Source organism: Trichocoleus sp. DQ-A1, from assembly GCF_039961955.1.
GTDB lineage: Bacteria > Cyanobacteriota > Cyanobacteriia > Cyanobacteriales > FACHB-T130 > FACHB-T130.
Genome location: NZ_JAMPKE010000015.1, coordinates 32,317 through 58,832 on the forward strand (window position 1 = coordinate 32,317; position 26,516 = coordinate 58,832).

23 protein-coding genes and 1 pseudogene are annotated in these 26,516 nt (G+C 47.2%); 12 read left to right on the forward strand and 12 right to left on the reverse strand.

Going from position 1 to position 26,516, the window contains the following annotated elements; genetic code table 11:
- Positions 1–37: 37 nt before the first annotated feature.
- The 7 genes and pseudogenes from glf to NDI33_RS15825 form a co-directional block, all read left to right on the forward strand.
- Positions 38–1,270: a UDP-galactopyranose mutase gene (gene glf / locus NDI33_RS15795; RefSeq protein WP_190410070.1), complete on the forward strand. Its 1,233-nt coding sequence runs from the start codon at positions 38–40 to the stop codon at positions 1,268–1,270.
- A 250-nt stretch (positions 1,271–1,520) separates the two neighbouring features.
- A complete protein-coding gene (locus tag NDI33_RS15800; protein ID WP_347275886.1) occupies positions 1,521–3,731 on the forward strand; it encodes a family 1 glycosylhydrolase in 2,211 nt (736 codons plus the stop codon).
- Positions 3,732–3,803: 72 nt separating this feature from the next.
- Positions 3,804–4,226 carry an STAS domain-containing protein gene (locus NDI33_RS15805; protein ID WP_190675318.1) on the forward strand — a complete coding sequence of 141 codons (423 nt, stop codon included), beginning with the start codon at positions 3,804–3,806 and terminating at the stop codon, positions 4,224–4,226.
- Positions 4,227–5,497: 1,271 nt separating this feature from the next.
- Positions 5,498–7,471: a glycoside hydrolase family 2 TIM barrel-domain containing protein gene (locus NDI33_RS15810; protein ID WP_190410073.1), complete on the forward strand. Its 1,974-nt coding sequence runs from the start codon at positions 5,498–5,500 to the stop codon at positions 7,469–7,471.
- Entirely contained in the window at positions 7,383–8,483 is a 1,101-nt protein-coding gene (galT, locus tag NDI33_RS15815; RefSeq protein WP_190410074.1) for a galactose-1-phosphate uridylyltransferase, read from the forward strand. The genes NDI33_RS15810 and galT overlap by 89 nt, the downstream gene beginning before the upstream one ends.
- Positions 8,484–8,596: 113 nt before the next feature.
- Positions 8,597–9,691: a M24 family metallopeptidase gene (locus tag NDI33_RS15820; RefSeq protein ID WP_190675320.1), complete on the forward strand. Its 1,095-nt coding sequence runs from the start codon at positions 8,597–8,599 to the stop codon at positions 9,689–9,691.
- A 152-nt stretch (positions 9,692–9,843) separates the two neighbouring features.
- A pseudogene (locus NDI33_RS15825) lies at positions 9,844–10,185 on the forward strand (DUF6745 domain-containing protein); the annotation flags it as partial.
- Between the two features lie 34 nt (positions 10,186–10,219).
- On the opposite strand, the gene NDI33_RS15830 reads toward NDI33_RS15825, so the two are convergent.
- The 7 genes from NDI33_RS15830 to NDI33_RS15860 all read right to left on the reverse strand — a co-directional run bounded on the left by NDI33_RS15830 (position 10,220) and on the right by NDI33_RS15860 (position 17,613).
- The gene (locus tag NDI33_RS15830; protein ID WP_190410076.1) at positions 10,220–10,591 is read right to left on the reverse strand and encodes a signal peptidase I; all 372 of its coding nucleotides are present in this window, start codon (positions 10,589–10,591) and stop codon (positions 10,220–10,222) included.
- A gap of 216 nt (positions 10,592–10,807) precedes the next feature.
- On the reverse strand, positions 10,808–12,916 hold the full coding sequence (locus tag NDI33_RS15835) for a M3 family metallopeptidase (protein WP_190675323.1): 2,109 nt from the start codon (positions 12,914–12,916) through the stop codon (positions 10,808–10,810).
- A gap of 107 nt (positions 12,917–13,023) precedes the next feature.
- Positions 13,024–14,043, reverse strand: coding sequence for an aldo/keto reductase (locus tag NDI33_RS15840; protein ID WP_190675325.1), 1,020 nt, complete (start codon positions 14,041–14,043; stop codon positions 13,024–13,026).
- A 440-nt stretch (positions 14,044–14,483) separates the two neighbouring features.
- Complete coding sequence (locus tag NDI33_RS15845; RefSeq protein WP_190675327.1) at positions 14,484–16,562, reverse strand: leucine-rich repeat domain-containing protein; 2,079 nt, start codon at positions 16,560–16,562, stop codon at positions 14,484–14,486.
- A 59-nt stretch (positions 16,563–16,621) separates the two neighbouring features.
- Positions 16,622–16,957, reverse strand: coding sequence for a cytochrome c6 PetJ (petJ, locus tag NDI33_RS15850; RefSeq protein ID WP_190675329.1), 336 nt, complete (start codon positions 16,955–16,957; stop codon positions 16,622–16,624).
- 53 nt (positions 16,958–17,010) lie between these two features.
- Positions 17,011–17,277: a hypothetical protein gene (locus NDI33_RS15855; protein WP_190410081.1), complete on the reverse strand. Its 267-nt coding sequence runs from the start codon at positions 17,275–17,277 to the stop codon at positions 17,011–17,013.
- Between the two features lie 111 nt (positions 17,278–17,388).
- The gene (locus NDI33_RS15860) at positions 17,389–17,613 is read right to left on the reverse strand and encodes a hypothetical protein (protein ID WP_190410082.1); all 225 of its coding nucleotides are present in this window, start codon (positions 17,611–17,613) and stop codon (positions 17,389–17,391) included.
- A 124-nt stretch (positions 17,614–17,737) separates the two neighbouring features.
- On the opposite strand from NDI33_RS15860, the gene NDI33_RS15865 reads away from it, so the two are divergent.
- A complete protein-coding gene (locus tag NDI33_RS15865; RefSeq protein WP_190675331.1) occupies positions 17,738–19,189 on the forward strand; it encodes an alpha/beta fold hydrolase in 1,452 nt (483 codons plus the stop codon).
- A 163-nt stretch (positions 19,190–19,352) separates the two neighbouring features.
- The gene (locus NDI33_RS15870) at positions 19,353–20,162 is read left to right on the forward strand and encodes a histidine kinase (protein ID WP_190410084.1); all 810 of its coding nucleotides are present in this window, start codon (positions 19,353–19,355) and stop codon (positions 20,160–20,162) included.
- Between the two features lie 154 nt (positions 20,163–20,316).
- Here the strand turns inward: NDI33_RS15870 and NDI33_RS15875 are convergent, their stop codons facing one another.
- From NDI33_RS15875 to NDI33_RS15890, 4 genes are all read right to left on the reverse strand, one after another.
- Positions 20,317–20,508, reverse strand: coding sequence for a YqaE/Pmp3 family membrane protein (locus NDI33_RS15875; protein WP_190410085.1), 192 nt, complete (start codon positions 20,506–20,508; stop codon positions 20,317–20,319).
- 213 nt (positions 20,509–20,721) lie between these two features.
- Entirely contained in the window at positions 20,722–21,114 is a 393-nt protein-coding gene (locus tag NDI33_RS15880) for a phage holin family protein (protein ID WP_190410086.1), read from the reverse strand.
- A gap of 386 nt (positions 21,115–21,500) precedes the next feature.
- Positions 21,501–21,779, reverse strand: coding sequence for a hypothetical protein (locus NDI33_RS15885; RefSeq protein WP_190410088.1), 279 nt, complete (start codon positions 21,777–21,779; stop codon positions 21,501–21,503).
- A gap of 15 nt (positions 21,780–21,794) precedes the next feature.
- Positions 21,795–22,277: a VOC family protein gene (locus NDI33_RS15890; protein ID WP_190410089.1), complete on the reverse strand. Its 483-nt coding sequence runs from the start codon at positions 22,275–22,277 to the stop codon at positions 21,795–21,797.
- Positions 22,278–22,357: 80 nt separating this feature from the next.
- Here NDI33_RS15890 and NDI33_RS15895 point away from each other — a divergent pair, with 80 nt between their 5' ends.
- Together NDI33_RS15895 and NDI33_RS15900 are read left to right on the forward strand one after the other, a co-directional pair.
- On the forward strand, positions 22,358–22,846 hold the full coding sequence (locus tag NDI33_RS15895) for a DUF4385 domain-containing protein (RefSeq protein ID WP_190675333.1): 489 nt from the start codon (positions 22,358–22,360) through the stop codon (positions 22,844–22,846).
- A 151-nt stretch (positions 22,847–22,997) separates the two neighbouring features.
- On the forward strand, positions 22,998–23,897 hold the full coding sequence (locus NDI33_RS15900; protein ID WP_190410091.1) for a hypothetical protein: 900 nt from the start codon (positions 22,998–23,000) through the stop codon (positions 23,895–23,897).
- A gap of 185 nt (positions 23,898–24,082) precedes the next feature.
- On the opposite strand, the gene NDI33_RS15905 is transcribed toward NDI33_RS15900, so the two are convergent.
- Positions 24,083–25,111 carry a hypothetical protein gene (locus NDI33_RS15905; RefSeq protein WP_190675335.1) on the reverse strand — a complete coding sequence of 343 codons (1,029 nt, stop codon included), beginning with the start codon at positions 25,109–25,111 and terminating at the stop codon, positions 24,083–24,085.
- 293 nt (positions 25,112–25,404) lie between these two features.
- On the opposite strand from NDI33_RS15905, the gene NDI33_RS15910 reads away from it, so the two are divergent.
- Complete coding sequence (locus tag NDI33_RS15910) at positions 25,405–26,418, forward strand: hypothetical protein (RefSeq protein ID WP_190675337.1); 1,014 nt, start codon at positions 25,405–25,407, stop codon at positions 26,416–26,418.
- The last annotated feature ends 98 nt before the right edge of the window (positions 26,419–26,516 follow it).

The window sequence follows — 26,516 nt, forward strand, 5'->3', positions numbered from 1 at the left end:
CACGCCATATTTCTATTAAATAAGCGAGGCTTTTAGAATGTTCGATTATCTTATTGTGGGTGCAGGGTTCGCTGGAAGTGTCCTTGCAGAGCGGCTGGCGACTCAGTCGGGCAAGAAGGTTCTAGTGGTTGACAAGCGATCGCACATTGGCGGCAATGCTTACGATCATTACGATGATGCGGGCGTTCTCGTACACAAATACGGCCCTCACATCTTTCATACCAACTCCCGCGAAGTCTTTGAGTACCTTTCCAAATTCACCGAATGGCGCTCTTACGAACACCGCGTTTTGGCGAGTGTAGACGGTCAACTGGTACCCATGCCCATCAACCTCGACACCGTTAATAAACTTTACGGACTGAGTCTCACCTCCTTTCAACTCGAAGAATTTTTCGCCTCGGTTGCGGAGAAAAAAGAACAGATCCGTACCAGCGAAGATGTAGTTGTCAGCAAAGTAGGGCGGGAATTGTACGAAAAATTCTTCCGGAACTACACGCGCAAACAATGGGGAATCGATCCCTCGGATCTCGATAAGTCAGTCACCTCACGGGTGCCTACCCGCACCAATCGAGACGATCGATATTTCACCGATAGCTATCAAGCGATGCCATTGCACGGCTATACCCGGATGTTCGAGAAGATGTTGTCTCATCCGAACATCAAAATCATGCTGAACACCGATTATCGGGAAATTCAGAAAGTCATTCCGTACCGGGAAATGATTTACAGCGGGCCTGTTGATGCTTACTTCGATTACCGCTATGGAAAGCTTCCCTACCGTTCCCTTGAATTCAAGCATGAAACGCACAACAAGCCTGTGCATCAATCAGCGCCAGTCGTAAACTACCCCAATGAGCATTTATACACACGCATCACTGAGTTCAAGTATCTGACCGGACAAGAACACAGTAAAACTAGCATTGTTTACGAGTACCCCCAGGCAGAGGGAGATCCTTACTACCCAGTACCGCGCCCAGAAAATGCCGAACTCTACAAGAAATACAAGGCATTGGCTGATGCAACCCCGGGGGTACATTTTGTCGGACGCTTGGCGACCTACAAGTATTACAACATGGATCAATGCGTGGCTCAGGCGCTCACGGTTCACAAACAGATTGGCACGAAACAAGAACCAATCACTTTAGAACCTGTGGAAGCGAGAAGCAACTACACCCAGAATGTTTCTCTCAGTGAAATCGTTGAACAACGCCCGCAGACAGAAGTTGCAACTACAAACGGAAACGGTCACGGAAAAGCCGTTAGTCATTAGTCAGTAGTCAACAGTCATTAGTCATTAGGGATTTGCTAATGACTAATGCTTGCTTGAATCATTTTTACTGCCATGAACGATGAATAAAACATCGGAAACAATAGCCATGAGTCATGGGCTACTGAAACTTCATGCACAAGTTATTCGGGGGTGAGGAATGATAAGAGCAGCCTTAAGTAAAGAACTAATCATTAGCAATTCTGAACGAACTCAAAACTCAAAGCCCAAAACTCAAAACTCTAAATTGGAGATGTGGGCTGGAGTAGAGTGTACCGTTAACCGCGTAGGCGATCGCTATTTCAACCAGTTGGAACGAAACGGTCACAAAATGCGCTTAAGTGACCTCAATTTGTTTGCCGAACTCGGCGTAAGTGCCATTCGCTACCCGATCCTCTGGGAATTAACTGCCCCTGATGGGCCAGATAGCGCCGATTGGTCTTGGGCGGATGAACGACTGGGACGTTTGCGCGAACTCGGTATCCGTCCCATTGTCGGTTTAGTTCACCACGGCAGTGGCCCTCGTCATACAAGCCTGGTGAATCCTACCTTTGCCTCTGGGCTTGCCCAGTTCGCCGAAGCCGTTGCCCAACGCTATCCGTGGGTGGAAAATTACACCCCTGTTAACGAGCCGCTCACGACAGCGCGTTTTAGCGGATTATACGGTCACTGGTATCCTCACGGTCGGGATAGTTTAACTTTCTTGCAGGCATTGCTGACGCAACTCCGCGGCACAATCCTGTCAATGCAGGCCATTCGCCAAGTTAACCCAGACGCAAAGCTGGTGCAAACCGAGGACTTGTGCAAGGTGTTCAGCACGCCACAGATGGCGTACCAAGCAGAGTTTGAAAATGAGCGTCGCTGGCTGAGTTTCGATCTGCTGTCTGGTCGCCTCAATCCCGATCGCCCGATGTGGCAATATCTATGTAAAGTTGGAATTCCTGAAGCTGAACTGGAGTGGTTTTTAGAAAATCCCTGTCCGCCAGACATTATTGGGATTAACCACTACTTAACGAGCGATCGCTTTCTGGATGAGCGCCTAGAACGCTATCCCCAGTGGACGCATGGGGGAAATGGGCGGCAGCAGTACGCAGATGTCGAGGCAGTGCGGGTGCGTGCTGAAGGAATCGCTGGACCCTACACGCTAATCAAAGAGACATGGGAACGCTACGGCTTGCCAATTGCGGTCACTGAAGTCCATCACGGTTGCACCCGCGAGGAACAACTGCGCTGGGTTAAAGAGGTGTGGGAAGCAGCAACCCGTCTGCGTTCCGAAGGCATCGATCTGCGGGCTATCACCGCTTGGTCGCTCCTCGGTTCTTATGACTGGACTAGCTTGGTAACAAAAGATAACGGTCATTACGAGCCTGGGGTGTTCGACTTGCGATCGCCCGAACCCCGCCCAACTGCGATCGCCCATATGCTGCGCGAGTTGGCACGCGGCGAGATGCCTCACCATCCCCTTTTGGATGTGCCAGGATGGTGGCATAGAAACCAGCGACTGCTCTATCCACCCGTTGCGGAGAGCAATGGCGCAGAGGCGCAGAGGCACAAAAACCCAGAAACGCACCTCAGTCCTCAGTACCTAAGCACCTCCACACCTGTCCGTTCTTCCTCACCGCGTCCGCTCGCCATTATTGGAGCGAGAGGCACGCTGGGGAAAGCTTTTGCTCGAATTTGCGACATCCGGGGTATCCCTTATCACCTCCTTAACCGTCAGGAACTGGATATTGCCGATCCTGCCTCGGTTAAGCGGGTACTGGCTGAACTCAAGCCTTGGGCGGTTGTAAATGCGGCTGGATACGTTCGCGTAGATGATGCGGAGCGCGAACCGGATGCTTGTCTGCGCGAAAACGCAGTTGGCCCAGCAACTCTTGCGGCTGCTTGCGCGATGCTGAAAGTGGCGTTGCTCACCTTCTCATCGGATCTGGTATTTGATGGAACTGGTGTTGCTCCTTATGTGGAGAGCGATGCTGTTGCACCGCTCAATGTGTATGGACGCAGCAAAGTAGAAGCTGAGTCGCAAGTTCTAAAGTTTCATCCCTCGTCGCTCGTCGTCCGCACCAGCGCCTTCTTCGGGCCGTGGGACGAGTACAACTTTATTACAATGGCGCTCCGCACCCTAGCGGCAGGAAAACCCTTTATTGCGGCAGAAGATTCGGTCGTTTCACCGACCTACGTTCCGGATCTGGTCAATGCCAGCCTTGACCTCTTAATTGATAGCGAGAACGGTTTGTGGCACATTGCGAACCCTGGTGAGAGTTCTTGGGCAGATTTGGCACGGTTTGCTGCAAAGAAAGCTGGTTTCGATGCTACCCGAATTGAAGCTTGTCCCATGCAAGCGCTGAGGCTATTGGCACCACGCCCAATCTACAGCGTTCTGGGCAGCGAACGAGGGGTACTGTTGCCGTCGCTGGAAAATGCGATCGCCCGCTACTTCCAAGAATCCAAAATTTCCCTGTAAAAATCGATACTTTAACCCACTCTAAGGTGGGCACTGCTCACCTTAGCCCATTTACCCATTGAGGTTTTTAAGATGAGCATTCTTTTTAAAATCGTTAAATCCCCAGACATTTTTGATAGCTCTAGAGCAGCTCAGTTTCATCAAGAAATTGAGAATCTGATCGACGCAGGAGTCAAATTTGTTCTCCTCGATCTCAAAAATGTCACTTTTATCAGTAGTTCTGGCTTAATGGCTCTTGTTTCAATGGTGAGGCTTACCCGCTCCGCAGGTTGCAAAATTTTACTTTATTCCAAGAGCGAACAGGTTAGGATTTTATTGGAGATGACGGGTTTAGATCAGGTTTTGGAAACCTTTAATAAGTCAGAAGGATTTCAAAGTTTAGGAACCTTAGCGCGAGCTAATGTTAATCCTATATCAGAAACCTTGTCAAAGTCAGCATATTCACCAAAGCTGAAATCTACCAGCTCGCCTGTCCAGCCTGCTTCGGCTCGTTAAATCGTTAAGTTTTCGCGATTCTTCTCCAAAATTGGAGCGTGTGTTCCTGAACGATGAACGCAGCAAAATTATTACTCTTTTGCTTCTAACAATGCCTGACAAGCGTTGTGCTAACGTATCCTACTCTTGAGAAAAGGTACGTTATCAATGAAGCAACAGTAATATACTCTTTCTGCGAACGGCAAATAACCCGATTTAATAACATCTCCCAATTTTCTTAATTGCAACCATCACAGTTATCCTGACATAACGCCGGATTTACGATTCTGACCAATCCAATTTTTTTCCATTAGCCAGAGAGAGTGCATTTGGGCGAATATCTTCGCTCACCTCACTGGAAAAATCCCGCCATAAATCTTAACGATCTGCCGTCGATCGATTTGATTCTACTCTCGCAAATGCACAAAGCTCGTTTCGAGTGCATTGCAGAGCAAAAACTGAATACAAACATTCCCATCATATCTTCCCTTTCCGCAACTGCTACAATTAATAAAGAAGGGAGTTTAATGCAACCTAATCTGCTCAAAACTTGGAACCTTTAACTGTTACCAAGGGGAATGTTGATTTTTAGCTTAAGTCGATGCCTGGAAGACACGGGTCGATGCTCCTCACAGCCGTACTACCACCTGTTATGCGAGTCTGCTAAAGCTTCAACCTGCTTCTGGGAAGACGGCATTTCGTCTCTTTATTACTGGCAATACCTTCGCTAACCAACAACTGAAGGAAATTCCTCGACAGTATTCGGATATCGATTTGGTTTTGCTGCACTTGTATGGAACAAAAGCATTCGCAATTCGTCTGATAATCGATGCCAAGCAAGGCGTTAAGGCAATTCAATAAATTGTTCTTTCTACGCCATCCCAATTCACTCCAACGATTACACGAATTTTAAATCGTCGTTAGAGGATTTTATGCAAGCTATTACTGCAACGAAACTTGAACAAAAAGTTACTTATCTGAGTCACGATAAGACTTACAATTTTGAGGCGTCGATAACACAGTAGCCGGATATGTGGTACAGAGACAACGTACCTCGATCCGGAAAAGATTGGCAAATGGATGTAGTAATAACGATAGGCATTACTTATCGTATTAATGGCATTAAACAGTCTTGGTTCTTAAACTGTATTTTTGCTAGAAAAAAATAACCTTAAATCGCTGAAATCCAGACTGTGTAGACATTTAAAAAATTTTATAGAAAAACACTTAAAAGAGTTAGTACTCAGATATTTATGGGTACTCTAGAAATATAACCTTGGATAGATGACTATATGCACTCTTTGGGGAAATGGCTGGAGAATTGTTATATCGCGTCTGGCGGCGCTACTCAGTCTAATTTTGACCAGTTCGACAGAGCATATCCGCGTCCGCAGTTACAGCGATCGCATTGGATTTGTCTCAACGGTCCGTGGAAGTTTACTTATGACGATGAGGGGAAAATAACTCGACCCTCAGATGTTTCCGGGTGGACGCATACAATTGAAGTTCCCTTCGCGCCAGAATCCTCAAAAAGTGGCATTGGCGACACAGGGTTTCACCCGAACTGCTGGTATGAGCGGGAATTTAACATTGTTAAGGGTGCAGGTCGGGTGCTGCTTCACTTCGGGGCGGTAGATTATCGCGCCCGCGTGTGGATCAACGGTCAATTTATGGCTGACCATGAAGGCGGACATACTCCCTTCAGCATCGATATTACGCCAGTATTTAATGAGAACGGACCGCAGCGGGTAACAGTGTGGGCGCAAGACGACCCCCAAGACTTGGCAAAACCTCGTGGTAAGCAAGATTGGCAACTGGAACCGCACAGTATTTGGTACCCGCGCACCACTGGGATTTGGCAGACCGTTTGGGCGGAGATCGTTCCTTCTACTTATATTGAGCGCATCCGCTGGACGCCGCACTTTGAGCGTTGGGAAATTGGCTTTGAAGCTTTTGTTGCAGGTGACCAGTGCGATGGCATCGAGGTAAAGGTAAAACTAACCGTTGGCTGCCAGTTGCTAGTCAACGATACCTATGAAGTAATTCACGGAGAGATTCACCGACGGATCGCCCTTTCTGACCCTGGTATTGACGACTACCGCAACGAATTGCTTTGGAGTCCAGAAAAGCCAACTCTGATCGATGTTGAAGTGCAGTTGTGGTCTAATGGCGAGTTGCTGGATGAAATCAAGTCTTATACCGCAATGCGGACGGTGGGAATCCAGCGCGATCGCTTTATGCTCAATGGTCGTCCCTACTATCTGCGACTGGTTCTAGACCAAGGCTATTGGCCTGAAACTCTGATGACCGCACCTTCCGATGAAGCGTTGCGGCAAGATGTTGAGCTAGTCAAAGCAATGGGATTCAACGGGGTTCGCAAGCACCAGAAGATTGAAGACCCCCGCTTCTTGTATTGGGCAGATGTGCTAGGACTGATGGTTTGGGAAGAAATGCCCAGCGCCTATCGCTTCTCTCCTAAAGCGGTGGAACGGATTACCAAGGAGTGGACTGAGGTCATTGAACGCGATGCCAGCCATCCTTGCATTGTGGTCTGGGTGCCCTTCAACGAATCTTGGGGCGTTCCCGATTTGACAGCGACAGCAGCCCACCAGCACTGCGTCCAAGCACTGTATCATTTGACCAAGACTCTCGATCCAACTCGTCCAGTCATCGGTAACGACGGTTGGGAAAGTGCGGCAACCGATATTTTGGCTATCCACGACTACGATAATAAGCCGACTCGGATGGCAAAACGCTACGGGCCAGAAGTGAAGCTATCAGACCTTTTCGATCGCCAACGTCCGGGTGGGCGGGTTCTGACGCTGGATGGCTATCCTCATCAAGGACAGCCGATCATGCTGACTGAGTTTGGCGGTATTGCTTATGCGGGTCGGGAAGATAAAAAAGCTTGGGGATATGTGCGTTCCCATGATGTCTCCGAACTGCAAATCCGGTATACGGCGCTACTAGATGTGGTGAACCGAGTCGAGTTATTTAGCGGTTTTTGTTACACCCAGTTGACCGATACCTACCAAGAAGCGAACGGACTGCTATATGCTGACCGGACTCCGAAATTTCCTATCGAAGCGATCGCATATGCAACTCTAGGCAGGGGTGAGGAAGACGAAGAGGACGTTATGCTCACAACAGTTAAAGCTGCATTGGGGCAAGAAAACAATGTATTCCCAGGAGCTGTTGAAGCCGGATGGTCGCAAGCTGATTCTATACAGCAGATTCCCCATTGCGGAGGAAATTACAGCCACTAGCCCTAGTAATGAGCCAGTGCAGGCGAATCCTCACCTGCGCTGGCATCCGTTGCGGGGCGAATGGATTGCTTATGCAAGTCACCGTCAGGGGCGGACTTTTATGCCGCCCCCAGAATACAACCCGTTAGCACCTACCAAAGATCCTCAGTTTCCGACGGAACTCCCGCAGGGGAAATATGATATGGCGGTGTTCGACAACCGCTTTCCCTCAATGGCTTTGGGGGCGCACAATCCACCCGCTAGCATTGTGCAGACTCTCCCAGCAAATGGCGCGTGCGAAGTGGTCGTATTTACGCAAGATCCGCAAGCTTCCCTCAGTTCTTTAGAACTGGATCAATTAGAGTTATTGTTGCAAGTTTGGGGCGATCGCACTCGCGCTTTAGGCGAAATGCCCCAGATTCAGTATGTACTGCCCTTTGAGAACAAAGGGGTCGAGATGGGGGTAACTTTACAGCATCCCCACGGGCAAATCTACGCTTATCCGTTTGTTCCACCTGTCCCAGCGCGGATGTTAGAGAGGCAACAAGCGTATTATCAGGAGCATCAGCGGGGTTTGCTGCAAGATTTGATCCAAAAAGAGATTTTGGACAATCAGCGGATTATTTATGTGGATGAGGAAGCGATCGCATTTGTCCCCGCTTTCGCCCGTTACCCTTACGAAGTCTGGATTGCCCCGATTCAGCCCACCGCTACATTTGTGGATCTGACAGATGGGCAGCGCCAAGGACTCGCCAAAGCCTTAAAAACGGTCACTCTCAAGTATGACGGTTTGTGGAATCGTCCTTTCCCTTACTTGATGGCGTGGTTCCAAGCACCCACCGATGGAAATCCGCACCCAGAAGCACATCTGCACGCAGAGTTGTATCCTCCCTATCGGACTCAGGATCGGCTTAAGTACCTGGCGGGAACCGAACTAGCCGCAGGAATGTTTGCCAATGATGCGCTTCCGGAGGAGAAGGTGAAGGAGTTGCAAGCTGTCGTCATCACACTTGAGAATCCTGTGCGGTTGTGAATCAAAACTTAACCCCCGAATCCCTTCGTTTGCAGGGAAGGGGCAAGAACTTCAGTTTCCTCCCCGTTTTCGGGAGGGGCTGGGGAGGAATTTCCTGCTGTAAGAGGTGAGTTATGAATCAAGTTAGTGAAGAAGTCTCTCAAAAACTAGAGTTAATCCGAAACGCCTTAACGGAAGCTGACGCGCAGGGGTTGCGATTGCGCGGCACCGATTGGTTCGCCTGGGCGACTGCTGGCGGTTCCAGCACCGTACTGCTGACGGCTGAAACTGGAATCGCAGAAGTGCTGGTGACTGCTGAGGATGCCTGGATATTAACCGATGAAATCGAAGCGCAGCGGTTAAAAGATGAGGAAATTCCCGGAAATTTCCAGCATTATGCGAATCCTTGGGCTGATGCTGCGGCGCGTGAATCTTTTGTGCAGCAAGCGACCAATGGGGGGAAAATTTTAAGCGATCGCCCGATTCCTCATGTCGAGAAACGATTACCCGCGTCTCTACAACAGCATAAGCGAACCTTGATACCAAGTGAGCTGGACCGATATCGCCAGTTAGGGCGTCAGGCAAGCGAAGCGATGACAGAGGTACTTAAAGCCGCCAAGCCGGACTGGACAGAATATCAGCTTGCCGGTGCGGGTGCGGAGGCATTATGGGCGCGGGGGATACATCCAGCGCTGACGCTGGTAGCAGGCGAGAGACGTTTGCCCCTATACCGTCATGCTACCGCCACAGGTGAAGAGATTGGACGGCAAGCGATGCTGGTATTTTGCGCCAGAAGACATGGTTTGTATGCGAATCTGACCCGATTTGTATCATTCGGTTCGTCGGATGAAAGCGCCAAATTGCATGGTGATGTGCGTCAAATTGAAGCGGAAGCTTTGAATTTTTTAAAGCCTGGAATCGCTCTGAATGCAGTTTATGACACTTTAGCTGATGTTTATCAAAAGCACGGATATCCTAATGCCATCCGCGAACATCATCAAGGTGGAACGACGGGATATTTGGCGCGTGAAGTTGTAGCGAATCCGACGACTAATGACACGTTGGAAGAAAATATGGCTGTCGCCTGGAATCCCAGTGTACGGGGTGCAAAGATTGAGGATACTTTTGTACTTCTCAAAGATGGATTGGAAAATTTGACTTTCGATCCAAATTTTCCCAGTGTCGAAGTAGCCGGAAGATTGCGCCCTGTGCCCTTGAAGGTTGGGTAATGAGAATGCCTTGGCGAATGGAATTCGTGGCTATACAGACGAAACCTGCCTACGCAGGTTTTAAGATGTCAAATTTTCCGTTAGTCCGCGCAGGCGGACTTTGTTTGTCTAGCTGCGATTTCTAATCGCCATAGTATGAACTGCGTAATAAAATACTTGAAAAATCTGGGAAGCTGCATCCGAATCAGTGGGAAGCAAAATGGATAATAGAAGAAGATAACGCCGAACTACGGCGAGTGCTAATTCAGGGAATTGGCTACGATAGAATTGCCCAGGAATTAGGAGCAATTGAGTTAAATTCTTATCAAGAATACACTTTATTTAAAATTGATACTGATATTGATGTTGAGCCAATATCTTTGTTGAAGATGACTTGCCCAAGCACCGGATTTATTCATGTGTTGCGCGTACCACCTGAGATGATATCGGCACGGGAAGCGATCGCTTGGGTGAATTGGGGAATTAATCCAGAAGAATTTTCTGTGCAAACATGAATTTTTTTGATGATTAACGCGATATAGAAAGCAATTAACTAACTGCTACACTATCTCCCAACTTCGAGGGCCAGCGGACAGTCAGGATGGTACAATCTGACTCGGCAGACCAAGAATGGGGCACGCCTGGAGACCAGAGAACGTAGTCGCCTTCACGAGATAATAAGACTTCTTGCTCTGGAAATTTAACGTGAAATCGTCCTTTAATCAAGATAGAAAGTGTAGTTGCTTCCTCATTCATTGCCCATTCGGATCTACCGTCTCCTGCTGGGTGAATCCCCCATTTCACTTCTAGGCTGGAAGTCGAACGAATGTCATCGATTGGGTTTATAAAATGACCGAGAAACCAACCAGAACGATTTGCACCTTCACTATGAGCATTCCCAACAACAACATTAGACGGCATTTGCGAATCCTTGCTTATATGCAAGTATTAATTTTATAAAACTCAGCAAAATTATCAAGTCGGATGACTAAGTGTTAACGCACAAGTGCTAACGCACAAATGTGAACGCACACAGATTGTGCAAAATCTTAGGAATTGTAGAGACGCAAAATTCTACGTCTCTACAGGATGGGATTTCTCTCTACTCCCGGCGAGATTTCCCGGCGAAATGATTCCTTAACGTGACGCCACGGCTAAGCCGCTATGGCGCAGTAAAGGCTCCGTACTCGGTTCGCGTCCCCGGAAGGACTTGAACACTTCCATCGGGTGCAAGCTACCACCCAGCGCCAACACGGTGTCGCGGAAGCGCTTACCTGTAGAAGCTACAGCCGTCTCATCTTCTAAGCCAGCGTCTTCAAAAGCTGCAAAGGCATCAGCACTGAGAACTTCAGCCCACTTGTAGCTGTAATAACCCGCCGCATAGCCGCCAGCAAAGATATGTCCGAACCCGCATAAAAAGGAGTCTTCTGGCAGAGGGGACAAAATTGTTGTGGTTTTGGCAATGCGGTTCCGCACATCAGCCACAGTTTCATTGCCACCCGGTTGATAGCGATGGTGCAGTTCGATATCAACTAAGCTAAAGTGCAATTGCCGCAGCGTGCCAGTACCGCTCATGTAGTTGCGTGCTGCCAAAAGCTTTTGGTAATAATGCTCTGGTAAGGTTTCCCCGGTTTCGTAGTGCTTCGCCATTCCCATCAAAGTGGGTCGGTCATAGCACCAGTTTTCCATAAACTGGCTGGGTAATTCTACCGCATCCCATTCCACATTGTTGATGCCTGCTGCACCCGGATAATCCACCTTGGTCAGCATATGCTGCAAGCCGTGACCGAATTCGTGGAATAAGGTTTCTACCTCGCCAAAGGTCATCAGACTGGGTTTGCCATCGACTGGGGGGGTTTGGTTGCAGACCAAATAGGCGACAGGTAAGCGTGTAGTGGGCGTGCCAGCTTCGATAATTTTGGCACGGACGAGGCACTCATCCATCCAGGCACCGCCGCGCTTTTCGGCGGGACGGCTGAAAGGATCTAAATAGAAGTATGCGATCGCATTGCCTGTTTCATCGGCAATCTGGAAGTAACGCACATCCTCATTCCATACTGGGGCTTGACCATCAGCCGCTGTGACGGTAATGCCAAATAACCGCTTTACGAGACTGAATAGCCCATCTAGCACTTGTGGTAGGGGGAAGTAAGGGCGTAACTCTTCTGCACTGAAGGCGAACTTTTCTTCCCGCTGGCGTTCCGACCAAAAACTGATATCCCAGTGCTTCAAGTCGCTGCTTTCTGCGGCTCCTTTACTTGCAGCATACGCTTTTAATTCTTCTAATTCCTTCTTAGCCGCATCATAACTAGCGCCGCGCAGTTCATCTAGCAGCGCCTCAACTGCTTCAACGCTAGGAGCCATTTTTCGGGCTAAGCTTAACTCGGCAAAACTGTCAAAACCGAGTAGCTTTGCCTTTTCTTGGCGCAGTTCTAAAATGCGCTCGATGAGCGGGGTATTATCCAACTCGCCACTCGATGCACGGCTGATATAGGCTTTATAAAGCTTTTCGCGCAAGTCCCGACGGGTGCTGTGCTGCAAGAAAGGGCCAAAGCTGGGAAAATCCAGGGTGATGCGCCAAGGGCCATTTTCAGGGGTGGCATTTTCTTCGCCAGCAGCACGGGCAGTTTGAGCGGCTAGACTCACTAAACTGGGCGGTAAGCCGTCAACTTCGTCTTTGTTGGTGAGGGTCAGGCTAAAGGCTTTGGTGGCGTCGAGGACGTGGTTCGAGAACTTGGTGGAAAGTTCTGCTAATTCGAGTTGAATCGCGTTGAAGCGATCGCGCTTTTCTCCTTCCAACCCAACACCGGAAAGTTCGGCATCTTTAATCGCTGATTCGACAATCCGCTTTTGGGCTGGTTCCAGGCTATCCCAAGCGTTGCTACTTTGCAGCCCCTTAAATGCTTCATACAGCGGCTTACTTTGGTTCAGCTGGTTGGAAAACTGCACCACTTTTGGCTGCACGGTTTCGTGCGCTTCGCGGATTTCGGGGCTATTCTTCACAGCCATCAAGTGACCGACAATCCCCCAACTCCAGGTTAAGCGTTCAACCAGTTGTTGGAGGGGATCGACTAAACCGCTCCAAGTCGGTTCTACCTGAGTTTCTAGGGTGGCAAGTTCCTGTTCTAGTTCAGCCAGTAGCTGCGTCATCGCCGGAACGACGTGTTCCGGCTTGATGGCATCAAATGGGGGCAGCCCTTTGCCGATGAGTAACGGGTTATCAGTAATAATGGCGTTTGCACTCATAGGTGATTTGTTTGTAAACGTATTTGGGCTGAATCGTCCTTGTTATCCGATCTTAAGAAAAAAATCAGCTACCCTTACAGGGTGGTTAACCGTAGCGAAGTTGCGGCTTATCGTCGGTACTCGTCGCCGCAGTCACCGATAAGCTGGTAGAGATCGCGCGATTGTTGAGCGATCGCATTCGTTCGCCGATCATCCTCTGCATCCAGTATCAAATCAAACACCCTGGCATTGTCTTCAATATGTTCCGACACCCCTAACCGTGCGCCAACGATTGCACCGGCGACTGCTGGCTGCTCTAGAATATAACGCACCGCCACATTAGAGATATTTACCCCGTGCTTCTGGGCAATCTCTTGGAGGACAGAAAGTAACTCTTGAAATAAACTCCAACCACCCCACGCATCTACCATATTCTTGTATTTTCGCAAGCTAGCCGTCTTCAGTTCTCCTGCTCGCGGTTCTGGTTGTCCCAGGTACTTTTCTGACAGCAAGCCGCCGCAGAGTGTCCCGTAAGCAAAAAGCTGGATGTTATTCTCTTGACAAAATTGCACCATGTTCGCTAAAGGACGCCTGTCAATCAGAGAAAACTGCACCTGATTGGACACAATTTTGATACCTGCCTCGGTAATAATTTTCAGACGTTCTGTATCAAAATTTGTCAAAGCTAGATGCTTGATTTTTCCCTCCTCTTGGAGTTCTGCCATATACTTGAGCGCATCCAAGTAGTTTTTATCGCGGTAATCCCACCAATGAAACTGCATCAAGTCTAAGGAATCAACTCCCATTCTTCTTAGGGAGATATTAATGTTATCTTCTACCAACTTGCGCGTCATTTTAGTGGGTCTTGGTACCCATTTTGTGAAAGCTTGCAAGTTAGACAGCGCCTCTTCACCTCGACTTGCTACCAATTGCCTCCGGAACTCTCCAATAAAGTCCTCAGCGGGGCCATAATGGTCGGCTAAATCCCAAGTCGTGAAGCCTGCATCCATGTAATCAAACATATTTTGGATTGCGGCTTTTGAGTCAATTCTTCCATGTGCGCCTGACACTTGCCACATTCCATTGAGTATGCGGCAGATATTCAAATCTGGAGTAAATTGTAATCTACTTGATTCTGGTAAATTCATGTTGACGCTTTGTTATGTATAGATAAAATTATTGCCTATAGTGCCAGAAGTTGGATGCGATACACAAACTTAACCTCTCCCCAAACCGCTCTCCTACGAGGAGAGGGTCTTTCCCTCTTCCCTAGTCTACGGTGTATACACATCTTTCATTAATTGGCAAAACGTTAATTGATCCCCCTAAATCCCCCTTAAAAAGGGGGACTTTGACTTGATTGCCCCCCTTTTTAAGGGGGGTTGGGGGGATCAAAACGGGACTTGCAAGTTCAAGAAGACTTATGTATACACGGTAGTTTCCCTAGTAGGTAAAGGGCTAGGGGTTAGGTCTGTATTTTATTTAAGTAAGTAGCGCTAAAAATCAACCTTTTCAAAATTAAACCCCAAAGAAACGCAAGATAATTTATCAGTGTTTATCTGTGGTTAATTACTCTAAAACTTACTATTCAGGTTTGCACGGAAAATTCTTCTGGATCGATGTCCCAATTGATCCAGCGAATCGCTGCACGAGCCGATGTAATATCCGGCGGCACTCGCATAGCATGAATGAAACCAGTGCTAGGACAAGTCATTTTTATCAAGTGAATAGGCTCTTTTTGAGGAGCATCATCATCAAAAGCATTACGTTGAAAACCATCAATATCAGCATCAAGTTTTAGCAAAGTGTATTCTTGCCAGGAATCTAATTCAGTTGCTTGTAATTCTTGACAGATTCGTGCATAGCCAATTCCTTGAATTAATATTCGACGCAATTCAGCGTTGTCTTCTTCTAAAATCCATTGTGCCTGCCATTGATGGGGATGCAGTTTGCCATATTTTTCAGGCAACTTTACACCGTTATAATAATATCCCGTATGCCATCCATCAGCAAACTGAATCGCGGGTTCACCTTCGGCGTGGAGGCGGTTTTGGCTGTCGAGGGAGAGTTTAGTCGGGCGATCGCATACAATACAAACCTTCTCAAACGGGAAAATCCAGCCGCATTGCTCGAAAAGCTGGTTCAAGCATTCAAGTGCTTCCTGTGACTTCTGCTCCAGCACCCAACCGATAGAGACACAGTATTGGCTGATGCTGATAATCGCAACCAAATCTTCAGGGATAATGGCACTCAATGGTTGGTAATATTGCAACAAATGTTGTGTTAGGTTATTCTCGATCGTTCTTCCTAGTTGAAAGTTGATCTCTTGCTGCAAAGCTGTCCAGATTCCTAAACTCAGCGATTTCCTAGCTAATTGGGATAGTGACTGTGCGAGTGAAACTCCCAACTGCTGGTATTCGCGTAACCGCTCAACACCAGTAAGTGGACTACTGCAAAAAATGATTTCAGGTTCTTCTTGACCAATAACTGCGTAGGTTGATTTTATTGTTTCTGTGACTTTTTGACGATCGATCGGCTGTGTTAACAAAGCGTGCCACTTCTGTTGAAGCGATCGCAACAAACTTAGATTGGAAATTGGATTGGCTTGAAGATACAGTTCGGTGAGGTTGGTTAACCCAGATAGGCTACTCAAGTCAGTAATTTGATTGCCACCGAGATTCAGGCGGGTGAGGTTGGTTAACCCAGATAGGCTACTCAAGTCAGTAATTTGATTGTTACCTAGATACAGTTGGGTGAGGTTGATTAACCTAGAAAGCCCACTCAAGCCGGTAATTTGATTGCTACCGAGATTCAATTGGGTAAGGTTGGTTAACTCAGAAAGGGGACTTAAGTCGATAATTTGATTGTTATTTATATACAGTTGGGTAAGGTTGGTTAACTCAGAAAGGGGACTTAAGTCGGTAATTTGATTGTTGTAGAGATGCAGGTGGGTGAGGTTGGTTAACTCAGAAAGGGGACTTAAGTCGGTAATTTGATTGGTGTGGAGATGCAGGTGAGTGAGGTTGGTTAACCCAGAAAGCGCACTCAAGTCGGTAATTTGATTGGTGTGGAGATTCAGACGGGTGAGGTTGGTTAACCCAGAAAAGGGACTTAAGTCGGTAATTTGATTGTTATTTAGATGCAGGTGAGTGAGGTTGATTAACCTAGAGAGCGGACTCCAGTCGCTAATTTGATTGTTATTTGGATACAGGTAGATACCGTTGTAGAGATGCAGGTGAGTGAGGTTGGTTAACCCAGAAAGCGCACTCAAGTCTGTAATTTGATTAATGAGATACAGTTGAGTGAGGTTAGTTAACCTAGAAAGCCCACTTAAGTCGATAATTCGATTGTCATTTAGATACAGTTGGGTAAGGTTGATTAACCCAGAAAGCGCACTCAAGTCTGTAATTCGAGTGTTATAGAGATTCAATTGGGTAAGGTTGGTTAACCCAGAAAGCGGACTCAAGTCGGTAGTTTGATTGTTGTAGAGATGTAGCTCAGTGCAGCTTGATAGTATCCGATTCGCTTGATTACAGTCAGAAGTGCCAGCTTTCTGCAACAACACCTCAACCGTATGCCTTGCTGCTGGATAGAGGCTATCTTTGTGCAAACACCAGTCAGCAAAGCTGTTAAAAATTGTGGTTTGGTTTGGCTGCGATCCGGACATAAAGCACCCTCAACAGTAATTTTTGGTTTTTTAGTCAGGTGTCAGTAACTAGCAACTTGTTAAGAACGCCAGTCTTTCTCAGCTTGTTCTAGAACGTAAGCGGAAACAGCTTGGATTTCTTGTTCGGTTAAGCGGTCTTTGTATGCCGACATGTTGTTTTTGCCATTGGCGACGATGGACGCGATCGCATCCACGTTATCCATGCCATTTCGTTTTAATGCCTTGAGTTTCAGATTCTTCCCGCGTCTGATAATATTGCCGCCGTTGAGATGACAACCTGCACATTGGACGCTAAAGATTTTGGCACCGTTAGCAGTATCTGCGGCTAAAGCTGGAACGCGAAAGGCAATTAGCACAGCGAATGTTAGAAGTAGGACGGTTAGTAGCTTCTTCAAGGGGAATTTTCCTCGTTTTCTATTAAATGAAGAACCAGTGACAATCCACTATTTTATGAATCGGTGTCTTCTCCCTCAACTTCTTCGTCTTCTATCGCTTCCTGAAGAAATAAGCGTGCCAACCTGTTATAAGTGCCAGCACCAACAAACTGAGGATAAGTGTGAGAACGGCTGTACACCCATACCAGTTCTTTTCCGTCAAAAATGCGGATATCTTGAAACAGACCTTTACATTTTGGTTGCAAGGACTTAGCTGTATTTAATGCATCCGTCCATCTTTCAAATTCTTGGGAAAATTCACGGGCGATGACTTTAAACATAAGCTTGGGCTTCTTTCTTGACTTCCTAATTTGAAGCTTAAGCGGCGGGTGGGAATTGGGGGAATGATTCTGGACAATCGACCAAAAGCACCGATTTCAAAGTGCCTGATGTCAAAGTGCCTCAAAGGAAGCGGTGAATCCTTCAAGACTTAAACACTCGTCTTGGAAAGATTCCGCGTCTCCGACCTCTTCAACCTTGTATTCCATGAAGCGCTGACCATCTGGCGTTTTTTTGGAAGAGATACAAGTGCTTTGATACTTGTCTGCGATCGCTTTACAGGTAGTCCCATTGCGTTTCCAAGCATCGCCCGAACAGCGAATCGTTACCAGCCACATAACTTAAGTCTCCATTGATATTGGGGATGTTGCGATCGCGTAAACTCTGAGTTCCTCTGACGCAATCTGATGCATCATATCAAGGGTTATCACCCTAAGCCTAACTCCGGAGTTAAGGATTGATATGACTCGCAAGCGCTTATTTTCGCTAATTGTGGCGCTGTTGCTGATTGCACTTTCCTGGTGGGGGGTGGCGGCGGCGCGGACTGGATTGGTGACGCGAACCTTCTCAGACCAAGGATTGCCGATGCTGTACGTCGCACCACAGGGTTCTGAGAAAATACCCGGTGTGCTAGTGGCGCACGGCTATGCGGGTTCTAAGCAGTTAATGCTGGGCTACGCGCACGTTTTGGCGCACGCGGGGTATGCCGTGATGTTGTGGGATTTCGGCGGACATGGCGCGAATCCAGCACCCTTAGAGCGCGATTCACTTCAGCAAGACCTAAATGTGGCTTATGCAGCCCTGTTGGAGCAACCAGAGGTCGATCCCAGCCGCTTGGCACTGCTGGGGCACTCAATGGGTAGTGGGGCGGTGATGTCGGCGGCTATCCGCAATCCAGACCGCTTTGCGGCAACGGTTGCCGTCTCGCCGACGGGTGCGGGAGTCACGCCTTCTATCCCGCGCAATCTTCAGCTACAAGCCGGGAGTTGGGAAGGTGGATTTGTGGCGAATGCCCAGCGCTTGCTGGCGGCGGCGGGAGGAGAAAACGATAACTTTGCTGGGGGAAAGGCGCGATCGCTCGTTATCATCCCAAACGCCGAACACATCACCATTCTCCTCCGCAATATCAGCCACCAAGCTGCCCGAACGTGGCTCGATGCTACCTTCAGAATTCAGAGTAGCAGTAACTATATTGACCGTCGGATGGCTTGGTATGCCTTGCATTTGTTGGCATGGTTGTTGTTGCTTTTCGCCATTGCCCCTGCTGTTGCTGACCCGGCGACTACACCTAAGGCAAAGGTGCATCCGCTCCAAAGCTTGCTAGGTTCGCTCTTAGCTCCCTTCCTTGCCAGCGCTTCACTCCTATTGCTGAGTCGTATGGGGGAAATTGACAGCTTGGGTGGCGTCCTCGTCGGCGGTGCAATCGGAATTTGGTTCTTTGTGGCAGGCATCGTCTGGCTGGGGATTCTCTTGCGCCTACAACGTCCTACACTCAGGGCGCTGGGGATAGGCTTAGGGCTGTTTGTACTGCTTTGGGTGGGTTTTGGGGCAATGGCACAGTCGGTGTGGCTGCAATGGTGGCTAATTCCAGCACGTCTGAAGCTTTGGCCTTTGCTGTCGTTGGCTTGCCTTCCTTGGTTTCTAGCGTCGGGAGTGGCGCAACAGGATGCTGGGGTACTCTCGCGGATGGCGTGGTGGTTGTGGCAAAGCGTGCTGCTAGTAGGCGGCTTTATTTTGGCGGTGTACTTGGTTCCGAAACTTGGTTTTATTTACCTGTTGCTGCCGCTATTTCCGCTAGCGATGGGTATTTTCTCCTTTGCTGGCAGCCAACTTAATAATGTGTGGAGTTACGCACTGGGGAGTGCGTTGTTTTTCGGTTGGGCGATCGCTGCTGCTTTCCCGCTCGCTAGTTAGCGAATACAGAATTAGAAGTTTTCTACCTAAAGGAAGTACCGATTTTGAAGCGATCGCGCCAAGATAGAAGAAGCGGATTATAACCTCTTTTTTGCTGGAAAGCTTGTACAAGTAGTTTAATTAAAGCTTCATCTAAATCAACTACTACAAACCGAGGAAGAAAATGCCTAATAATAAAATCAAAGAACAAATTACAACCGATCTCCATCAAGCTAAAGAAACAGGACAGCTCAGAGCAGAGCGGATTCGGGAAATTGTTCAATCTGCTGTCTCTCAGGTGGGTTCGGAGTTTAAGGAAGGTTCCACCGAACTTCGCTCAATTGTTAAAGATGCGGTTTCTGTGGTTCTGGAAAACTTGCAAGATAAAGGTGGCGAACTCAAAGAAGAAGTCACGGCTACGATTGAGGGAGCGGTTGAAGGCTTTAGCCATCTAAGACATCGAAATATTGCGAAAACGCAAGCAGAGGTTAAACAGCTACAAGCTCAACTGGACAACGAAGAAAATGAACTCCAGCAAGAGATTGATAAACTGCTAGTAGACATCGAAGAATCTGGTAAAGATACCTCGCCTTCTACCAAAACTGCTCTGGAGTCTGCGATTAATAATCTCAAAAACAGCGACGAGGTCGCATCGCTGAAAGAGCGTTATGCTCAACTGCAAGCTCAACTAGCGATTCTCCGAGCGAATTTAGCTGCACGTTACGGGGGACGCGCCGAGGACGTGAAAGGGTACCTGGACGAAGCGAAGCACTGGTACGACCGTTCTCGCCCTCAAGCTGAAATAATGGTTCAGCAGGTAGAACAAAAGCGATCGCAGGTTGAAGAAAAACTGGGTGATGCTGGGGTAGCGATCGCTAAGAAAGAACGTCAGGTACGTCAAATCTTGAGTGAGTTGTTACGAACAGCAGCAGATGCAATTCGCGAAAAAGAACCCGTGAGTAAATCAGGGACTCCTAAAGATTCTCACCATTAATTAAAACAGAACCAGCTAAGACTTAGCTGGTTCTGTTTTTTAAACTCAATTTTTAAACTTGCAGTAGGGTTTTAACACGCAACCAGCACTCAAGAAAGACTTCTACTCCCACCACTACCGCTACAAGGGATAGAAGCGTCTAACTAACCTTGGCTTAGTATACGTTTTCTCCTCCAGCCATTCTTTCTTCGTGCTTCACGATTACCCAAACTGCATGAATACTACCGGGAAGCCAACCCAGAACCGTAAGCAAAATGTTGATGAATAAAGTTGGGCCAACACCAACTGTCAGAAAAATGCCTAAAGGAGGCACGAGAAGACCAGCCAGAATCCGGAGTAATTTCATGAGACTACTTCAACTTTCTTATTTAAACTCTTATTAGTCTTATTCTCCTAAATCAAGTAATTGAAGACCTCCCCCTAACGAATTATCTTCGTTTGGATAGATGGTATACAAAACTGCATTCATCTTTCTAGCTTGCAAACTAAAAAAGGAGGAATAGCATCTAGCTTTCCTCCTTTTTTTAATCCCTATCAATTTTACTTCTCTGGATAGAGATTAACCTTGAGTTTTTAAGTCACTACTGCTGCCGGTTAGTACACCCGCATTTCTCTCAGCAAAATATTTGCTGATGAAAGTATTTGCAAAAGATAGAACGACGGGTGCCAACAGAAAAGCTAAAATCCCATGCATACTAAATCCGGGAACCAAAATTGAAGCCAACCAGAAACATATCCCGTTAACGACGAGCGAAAATGTTCCTAAGCTGACAAAGTTAAGCGGCATAGATAGTAAAGATAGAGTCGGCTTAACTCCAGCATTGACTAAGCCAATCGCTACAGCAGCAATTAAAGCAGCAGGAAATGTAGCAATATTAACACCTGGAACAAGTAAATCAACAATTAGTAGGCTAAGAGCTGTAGCTACCCAGGTAAAAAGCGTTCCCATCATGGTTTTTTTCCTTAAATTGACACAATAGAAAATTTTAAAGTCCTGATACTATGCTCAGGGATCGCCTAGCCTTCAACCTCCCTACGAAGGTAGATTTTTCTGGAAGCGATCGCCTGTTGCCTTGGTGTTTTAGTGTCTTGGTCGTTGATTACACACAAGATGTAGATAAGGTAGTTCCTCTCGCCAGGAGAAGGCAGTAAATCTCAATACAATCAGGACAACTTAAGCTAAGTGAAATTAGTGATGTATAGGATGGGTGAGCGATAGCGAAATCTATGCAGGGGTTGGGTTTCCCAATTCAAACACCACTTGCATGCGGGGGAACCCCCCGCACGCAAGTGGCTCCCCAACCTACGAACATCTTCAATTTAATTGCATCCGCTTACTTATTGTTGAGGTGCAGTTATGCTGACGTTATTCGTTGAGCTATCCAATACTATCCAGCCAGATTTCCCGTCTAAATTCTCTGAACTATTTGCCACTTTAAAATAGAGCTTCTCGCCGCCACGAGTTTCAACAGCAAAATCGGCTTTTTCCGCATAAACCACTTTAAATCCTCGGTCTCTCAGACAATACATCGCCCAAGCTTTCAGCGTGTGCTTGTGTGGTTCATATTGAATCGGAGGCTTGTTTAACGCCTCTTCCATCACCTTAATTAGCTGCACTGGTTGCACGCTCCACTAGATACTTTCCTTTTTAGTTTCTGCTGGATCGCAGCGAATTTCAATCAGGAATCCATCCGGGTCGTAAAAGTAAATGCCTCGTCCGGTGGGACGGCTGACAGGGCCGTGATCGATGGGCACTTGATTTTGTTTTAGCACCTCGACCGCCCGCTCGAACAACTGCGGGTCGATGTCAAAGGCGAGGTGATTGGCGCGGGTAAAAGCGCGATGCGGGTCATTGTCTGGGGGTGGCAAATCCGGCTCCCAAAACAAGTCGAGGACGGTACCATCGGGGGTGACGAAATTGGTAACTTTGCCTGATGCTACAAGCGATCGCAATGTGGTCGGCACTTCTTCACCCGTCAGTTCGTACAAACCCAGGATACCCCCGTAGAAGTGGCGGGAAGCTTGCAGATCGTGGACGTTTAAGGCAATGTGGTGGACTCGCCGCAGATCCCCTGCGGAAAGGGCAGTGTTGACGGATTGGGGGCTAGATAGCATGACAGAAAAGACTCCTTTCGTTACTTTCGATAGAAGCAAGGCTTTTTTCTTTAAGTCTATTATTCAAAATAAAAATTATCATGCCCTTTGATTACACTTTAGATTTTAAGGCAATCGATTTTCGCTCTTCTCCCGAACTTTATCGAGTGGGTAAGGGCGAGCAGGGGGTGCTTTTGGTAGAACCCTACAAATCAGAAATTCTTCCCTACTGGCGCTTCAAAACTCCGGAAATTGCCAGAGAATCGAGTGAAAAAATTTACCAAATGTTTCTAGATTACCTAGAACAAGATGATTTTGTTGGCGCGGATATGGCACGGAAGTTTTTACAAATGGGTTATACGCGATCGCGCAGATATGCCAATCATAAAAGCGGCAGAAAATTTAAGTCAAATCCTCAAAAAGAAACCTCTAAAGAATCACAGCTTCAAGCAAGGAAAGATATTTTACCCAATGAAGTAGATCCGGTAAAAGCTGAATCAGCCGCAATCTTTAAAGAAAAATGGATGCAAGCAAAGATAAATGAGAAATATTTACAGCTTTTAGCAAACCATAAACAGATGTACGAGTAAGGATGAAAGAGAATAATCTTAGCAAATAGAATTCGCAGCTTCGCCAGCCTTCCTATGTCAGTTCAAATACTGACACATAATCAACTCAGAGTTTTCGGAAACGCTTTCTACATTGGTGTTGTATACAATTAGTTTACCGAGAACAATCAAAATGAGTAATAGCCGGAAATCAATTTTATTTTTTAGCTTATTTCTCACCCTTTTGGGAACAATCACCTCTGGGAAACACGTCCTAGCGATCGCCCAATCTTCAGAATCAACCCAGCGACTAACTGTATCACAGACATCACCCTCCAAATTGGCACAGCTTTCTTCTACATGTACCTATGACGATAGAAAAACCGTAGAAACTGTGAAAGACAAAAAGGGTAAAGTGACACTGGTTGGTGAAACTTATGTCATCGTAACTGAAGGACAGGATGGTATAAGATATGCAACTTGTAATCTTCCTGATAGTTTCAAGGCAGAAGGAAAAGCAATTACATTCAGTGGTGAAGTAAAAGAAATCTATCCTAATGAACGTTGGGCAGCTACACCGTTAAAAATTACAGCGATCGCATCCAGCACTTCAACCCCAACTCCAACCCCAGTTCAGTCTATTCAAAGCCTATCGAATGGTAATTACACATTTTGTAGCAAACCTCCCTCAGGCACTGGGAACCAGCAAGGTGTAGATTTAGGTCATTGTTATGTATTTAGTAAAAAAGGAAATCGCCTAGTCGGAGACCTTTACGATACCAAAACTTTGGGCGAAGTAACCGCTTGTGTTAGCGGTGTAGTTAATAAGAGAACTGTTAGCGGCGAAGCGATAGAAATTGTCGGAGATATTGGTCGGCAAAATATACCGCCAAACTCATCAGGCACCCGGTTAGTTAATTGGGACAATCAGGGTTACTTGAAAGTTGCAAGAGCTACTGTAATTGGCAGGCTGAATAGCCCTGGTAGGAACAATGTCAGAAAAGTTCGCTATCGTTCTGCTTTGCTTAACTTAAATGGTTTTTATCGCCACAATCAACTGAAACAAGCACCTACAAACTGTTTAAAACGCTAAGAAAGGCAACCGCTAAAAGTAAGCGAGCGCATTCTCAATAACAGTAGGTTAAACCCAACAACAAAGAAACCCAACCAATGCTTAATCGAGTTGGGTTTTTTTGCCGCATTCCAACTTAAATTTTGATTGATAGTAAAATTTTACTACCAATATTTGTATCAAAAATCCTCAAATTGATAAATTTATTAATTCAACTTGTCTCCAGTTGAATGAGTATACTTCTGATATCCATTGTTTGTTGGATAATTATTTGTTGGATACAAAGCATTGGATTTGAATAATTGTCCCGATTGGATAATCGCAATAGCGATGGGTTCTAAAGCTTTTGTCCAGCTGTCTCTGATTCGCTGCTGCTCTTCCGGGGTGGGGTTGGTGCTTAACCGTTGAATTTCAGCCAGGACAATTGCTGGTAGTTGCTCGTAGAAACTCATTGCTAGTTCACTACCTACCTGATTCAGCAACAGTTGCACTAAAGCAGAGCTGTTCATTACATCATTCGCAACACTACCCGTTGCACCAGTGGCAGTTGCACTAGCGGCAGTTGCACTAGCGGCAGGGGGCGGATTTAATTGGGGGATAGCATCAACGGGAGATACAGGGGTTTTAACAGGCTCAGCAGGACTTTGAAGCGTGTCCCTGGCATCTTCAATCGGAGGTTGAACAATCACAGCAGGACTTTGAAGTGTGTCCCTGGCATCTTCAATCGGAGGTTGAACAATCGCAGCAGGACTTTGAAGCGTGTCGCTGCCATACTCAATAGGAATACTAGGTTGAACAGGCACAGGACCTTTATGCGTATCCCAGGGGTCTTCAATCGTAGGGTGAGCACCCGTAGCAGCGCCTTTAAGGCTGTCGATTGCACCTTCAATCGTAGGGTGAACACCCGCAGCAGCACCTTTTATTACTAAATCCGCAGCACCTTCAACAATCGCTTTAATACCCTCACCTACACTTTTACCAGTAAACGCCGCAGCAGCTGCACTGACTACAGCACCAAAGGTTGCTCCAGCTAAAGCAGCATTCGCGACACGCCTGCGGGTGCCTGTTGGCTGAACACCGGACTCTTCAGTAGTCGTCTCAGTTTCTTCGTTCGCTGCATCTGACGCAGCATCACCGCCATCTCCGCTAGTGTCTGCTGGAGGAACGCTGGACTGTGCCGGAATCCGGTCAGTATTTTCGTCATGCCGATCAAAAGGCTGATTGCTCTGTGTCATAATGCCCCGTCTCCTGCCTACCAAAACGGCTTAACGATCTGAAGTCACTGCTACTGCTAATTTAGCGATCGCACGTATAGACTTACACCGACCTCAAGGGAGACATCCTTAAATACCCAGCAAGGTATAGCCATATACGATGATTGGGATTCCATATCTACAACTACAGATGCAATAGGTGTTGAGTCATGTCTGCCTTTAGCTCAGTTAAATCCTTATTGAGGCTCGTTAGAGTTGCAATAGATAACGAGCTACAGCAAAACGATATTTAGATGCTTGGGGCAAAAGAGACAATGATGACTAATAATACGCCAAATTTCGAGAGACGTGACGAAAATGCTGGCTCTAGCGAGACAGCTCAACCTTATATTCGTACAGAAAGCACAACTCAACCTAGTGGAATAGCAAGAGCAGAAAACAGCCCTACGATTACATCTCAATCTGTTGCTCGGCAACAACCCACCGACATCAATGCTCGGCAACAACCCACCGACATCAATGCTCGGCAACAACCCACCGACATCAATGCTCGGCAACAATCCGGCAGTATGAATGCTGGACAACAATCTAGCAGCATGAATCCAGCCTTATCTAGAGCGCTGATGGGAGGACTCATCGGTGCTACCTTAGGGACACTAGCCGGTCTGGTAGCTGGTAGGAGAACATCTGAGGGTGTGAAACACGCTGCCAAAGGTGTTGGCGATGCGACAAAGACTATTGCTGGCGGTGTTAACCAGACTGCAAAAGGTGTTGGCGAAGCAGCAAAGACTGTAGCTGGCGGTGTTGGTCAGACAGCCAAAGGTGTTGGCGAAGCGGTTAAGAGTGTAGCTGAAGGCGTTAACTACGCTGTAGTAGGCACATTACAAGATACCGCTGAAGGTGTTAGCCAGGCTGTAGTAGGTACATTGGACGCAGTAAAGGGTACAGCTTCAAATGCTAAGCAAGTTGTAGCAGGTGCCGCAGACCAGCTACAGGATAAAACTGAGGATGCCAAGCAATCTGCAATCAGTGGATTGGACGCAGTTCAGGATGCCGCTGAGGATATCAAGCCATCTTACGAGCAGAACGTCAAGGTAGCGAAAGAGCATCCGGTGATCAGTACGCCGCAGGTCACGACAACTGCGAACATCGGCATGGAAAGGGACATGGATATGCAGACAGCATATATTTCCGGCCCAGATGAGGAAGATGTGGTTAATCGAAATAGGTTTTCAGAGACTGAAACCTCACTAGATCCTAATGCAACCTATCTCCAAGAAGGGGAAGCTTCTGGTTTCCAACGTTATGAAGATACTGCTGACATTTAGAAGCAAGTCTTGATGACTGCGAATGATTGATAGAAGGGTTAGGAGTTAGGAGTTAAGAGTTGGAAATTGATAACTCATAATTCATGACTCCTAACCTT